General features: G+C 44.5%; 3 protein-coding genes. 2 read left to right on the forward strand and 1 reads right to left on the reverse strand.

All coding sequences use genetic code 11. The features are described 5' to 3' along the window. Positions 1-946 precede the first annotated feature (946 nt). On the reverse strand, positions 947-1144 hold the full coding sequence (locus ACFIMS_RS08170) for a hypothetical protein (RefSeq protein WP_375696604.1): 198 nt from the start codon (positions 1142-1144) through the stop codon (positions 947-949). A 67-nt stretch (positions 1145-1211) separates the two neighbouring features. Here ACFIMS_RS08170 and ACFIMS_RS08175 point away from each other — a divergent pair, with 67 nt between their 5' ends. Both ACFIMS_RS08175 and ACFIMS_RS08180 read left to right on the forward strand, forming a co-directional pair. Beyond that, complete coding sequence (locus ACFIMS_RS08175; RefSeq protein WP_375696605.1) at positions 1212-3701, forward strand: hypothetical protein; 2490 nt, start codon at positions 1212-1214, stop codon at positions 3699-3701. Between the two features lie 9 nt (positions 3702-3710). Then, a complete protein-coding gene (locus ACFIMS_RS08180; RefSeq protein ID WP_375683532.1) occupies positions 3711-4040 on the forward strand; it encodes a hypothetical protein in 330 nt (109 codons plus the stop codon). The last annotated feature ends 111 nt before the right edge of the window (positions 4041-4151 follow it).

The following is a 4151-nucleotide window of genomic DNA, read 5'->3' on the forward strand; positions in this document are numbered from 1 at the left end:
ACGGCATCTTTGTATTCGTATGAAACCTTTGCGCCGTTAGAGCAGGTTGTTAATGCACGTCAAGAAGCAGAAAAAGCCATGTCGCGTGCGAATGGTGCGCAACAGGTTGCAGAAGAATCGAAGAGGGTTTCGGAACAAGCGCTTAGCGAAGTGACGAAAACAGTTCAAACAGCGACAACAGCGCTTACGACGTCTCATGAAGCGAAGGAAGAAGCTAAAGCAGCGACGACAACGGCTAGCCTTGCGAAAGAGACAGCGGATACAGCCAATGGCTTAGCAGAAGAAGCCAAGAATACTTCTGATGCAGCGAAGCGCATGGCAGAAGAGACAAAAGCAGCAGTCGATAGAGCCTCAGGGGAAATCAATAGTACGAAAGGTTCCCTTTCTACGGCATTACAACGTTTTGAAGAGGTCAAACAGAGCAGTGAGAATGCTGTTAATTTATCGACCGAAGCCAAGAGGTTAGCCGATGAATCGAAGACCATTGCAACGCGTGCAGAACAAACAGCAAGAGAAGCTTCACAAACAGCAACAGAGACGACGCAAGTAGCAGCGACGGCGGTAGCAACGTGTCATGAAGTTAAGACTGTAGCCATGCAAGCAAGTCTAAAGGCAGATGGAGCCAAACAGGCAGCCGATGATGCCAAGGATATTGCAGAACAATCAAAAGAGTTATCAGAAGGTGCGACATCTTCTGTTAGAGAACTTACAAAAACAGCGTCTCAAGTACAAACGGCAGTAGAGAAGGCATTAACGGAGTCAAGAGAAGCCAAACAGATAGCAGAGTCATCTAAGACATTCTCAGAAGAAGCCAAACAACTTGCAACAGAAGCCCAAAATGCCTCTACCAATGCGCTTACAGAAGCGAATGCAGCGAAGGATAAAGNTCAAAAGAGTTATCAGAAGGTGCGACATCTTCTGTTACAGAACTCACAAAAACAGCGTCTCAAGTACAAACGGCAGTAGAGAAGGCATTAACGGAGTCAAGAGAATCCAAACAGATAGCAGAGTCATCTAAGACACTCTCAGAAGAAGCCAAACAACTTGCAACAGAAGCCCAAAATGCCTCTACCAATGCGCTTACAGAAGCGAATGCAGCGAAGGATAAAGCATCTACAGCGCTTACCTTAGTCAATGATGTCAAGAATATTTCTNATAAAGCATCTACAGCGCTTACCTTAGTCAATGATGTCAAGAATATTTCTGAAGAAGTGAAAGGTATTGCAGAAACGGCATTATCGACCGCTACCACAGCTAAACAGGCTGGTGATGAGATCGGGCAAAAAGCTTTAGAAGCGTTAACGAAGTCGAGTGAAGCTAAGAGTTTAGCGGAAACAGCTCATAGCACAGCAGTAAGTTCACAGCAGACAGCCGCTGATGCAAAAGCTAAAGCCGAAAGTGTAGAGACAGTTGCGAATGCAGCGAAGAGCACAGCAGAAGAAGCCAAGAGTGCAGCAGATAGTGCAATAGCGAAAGCGGAGCAAGCCCAACAGAGCACAACAGAAGCCTCTAGAATAGCTTTGGAAGCGAAAGCGGTAGCAGAGTCTGCGGTGCGTTCAGGAGAGACGGCAGGGCAGGTGAGTGGGGAAGCGGTGAAGGGCATAGCACAAGAGGCGAAGCGTAAAGCGGATGAAGCTGAAAAAATAGCACAAGAAGCCAAACAGACAGCAGGTTATGCCAAACATGATGCGGAGCAAGCGCGTAGTGAGGTGGAAAATGCAAAAAGCACAGCGAATGCAGCGTGGAATAAAGCCCACAAAGCGAATGAAACAGCAGATAGTGCTAAGCTTACAGCAAGTTTAGCAGAAACGGCAGGCGAAGAAGCCAAGAAAATAGCGGAGAAAGCCAATAACTACGCGTATGAAGCAAAAGATGAAGCCGGAAAAGCCAAGGAAATAGCCAATAGTGCAAAATATGCAGCAGGAGAGGCGCAAAAGGCAGCTGAAACAGCGGGTAAAAAAGCCGCGTCTTTAGAAGCAGCCGCAGAAGAAGCACAAAAAATAGCTAAAGAAGCCAAACAGACAGCAGGTTATGCTAACCATGATGCGGAGCAAGCGCGTAGTGAGGTGGAAAAAGTAAAAAGCACAGCGAATGAAGCGTGGAGTAAAGCTTACGACGCGAATGAAGCAGCCAATAACGCTAAGACTATAGCAAGATTAGCAGAAATGGCAGGTGAAGAAGCCAAGAAAATAGCAGAGAAAGCCGATGACCGAGCGTATGAAGCCAAGAATGAAGTAGAAAAAGCCAAGGAAATAGCGAGTAATGCAAAATATATAGCAGGAGAGGCGCAAAAGGCAGCTGAAACAGCGGGTAAGAAAGCCGCGTCTTTAGAAGCAGCCGCAGAAGAAGCACAAAAAATAGCCAAGGAAGCCAAGGAGTCTGCTGGTTATGCAAGACATGATGCGACGCAAGCGCGCAATCAGGCAGAAAATGCAGAGAAAATAGCCTCGTCTGCGAGGAGTAGGGTTATCGATATCAATCAAGTGGTTGAGAATTTTAAAGCCCCCGTAAGTTTAGCGCGGATGTACTCAGACGAAGCCAAGAAAAAAGCCGAGTCGGCAGATTCACAAGCCTATCAAGCCAAGAGCGAAGCCGAAAAAGCCAAGGAAGTAGCCGATAGAGCGAAAAGGACAGCAGAAGAAGCCAAAACAACCGCCGATACAATGAAGAAAGAGCTTAGTGGTATCAAGAGTTCTCTGGAAACAGCGACAACAGCTCATACAGTAGCTTCACAGGCAAAAGCGCTAGCGGAAGAGGTAAACAATTTACTGAAACAGTCCAATTTAACGGTTCTTTCAATTTCCACGCCGTTTCTTATTGCAACAGGGAAAAAACAACTCACATTGAAGAAAGGAACGCGTATAACCTTGGCATTAGGCAATGATACTTTGGTTGCAAGTTATACGGAAGATACAATAATAAACGTTTCTTCTATTTCGGCGGGGAAGGATTATTATGTTTATTTGGTTTCTGATGGAAGACAGTCTCATAAATTTGTTTTATCAGAAAACTCTACGTATCCAAGGAATTACACAGTGAGTAATTCGCGAAAGATAGGAGGGTTTCATACGCTTTGTGCGGATGTTGGTACGATTTCCGGTCATCCATTGTCTGGTTATAGAGCAGGGGATATTTTACCCAATTCAGTTTGGTGTCTCAATCACCGTCCGCATAGTTCACCAGAAGGTATGGTTTATGACCCCTCTACAGATCTTTGGGTTGATATTTATCTTCAATCAGGGACGGGTGAAAATACGAAATCAATGTATCGTACCAATATAACAACAAACCGTAATTATACCGAACATGTAACAGATATGACGCGTGTTAAAAAATCTTTACTGAGTGATGAAGCGTTTGCTTCTGCTATGTATGGAAGCAATGAAAAGACACATATTGTTGGCAAGAAAGAACCAACCTCTAAGGTTTCAGGTGGATATAAGGATACGGCGAATCGTCGAATGATCTCGCATATCGGTTGTGAGGATGGTTGCGGTTATGTTTGGCAATTTTTATCGGGCACGTTTCCTATACCCATAAGCCGTACGCAAAATACGTTTGAAATGAGAGCATTGTTAGGGGGTGGTAGCTGGAGTAATACAACGGATAATGGGCGTTTTACTCGAGCCACCATGATCGTCAATGGTGGAAATGAACAAGTTGCGGCGCGTGGATGTAGCCATACGCGTCATTTTGTTTAGGAGGGAGAGATGATAGATTATCCAGAACATTTAAATAGCAAAGAAGATTATCTGAACATGCTTTCTTTTGACAAAGTTGAAACAGTAAGAAGGCTAGGGAATCTTTTAGCAACACGTTTTTATTGGGTTTTTGTTAAAGAGCTTGGAGAGGGAGAAGAGGGGATTGAAGATGACACGCATAAGGTTTGTCTAACAACAACCATGCCGTTTGATTTAAATGGTGATTTTGTAGAAAAGCGTTGTCAGTATGAATTACAGGAAAGCGACTATGCGCCGCTCTTTCAACTTGGCTTTCGTGTTGAAGAAGTCGAGCAGCTGATCAAAGAGCATAGCCAATAGAGATCATAAGAAAACATTTTTATGCCGCCTCACTTTTGTGGGGCTTTTTTTATGGAGCGTCAGATGAGAAAGATATCGAAAGAAGGATTAGAGCTTATCAAACAATGGGAA

It is taken from the genome of Bartonella sp. AP331QHHD (assembly GCF_042195905.1).
Taxonomy (GTDB): domain Bacteria; phylum Pseudomonadota; class Alphaproteobacteria; order Rhizobiales; family Rhizobiaceae; genus Bartonella.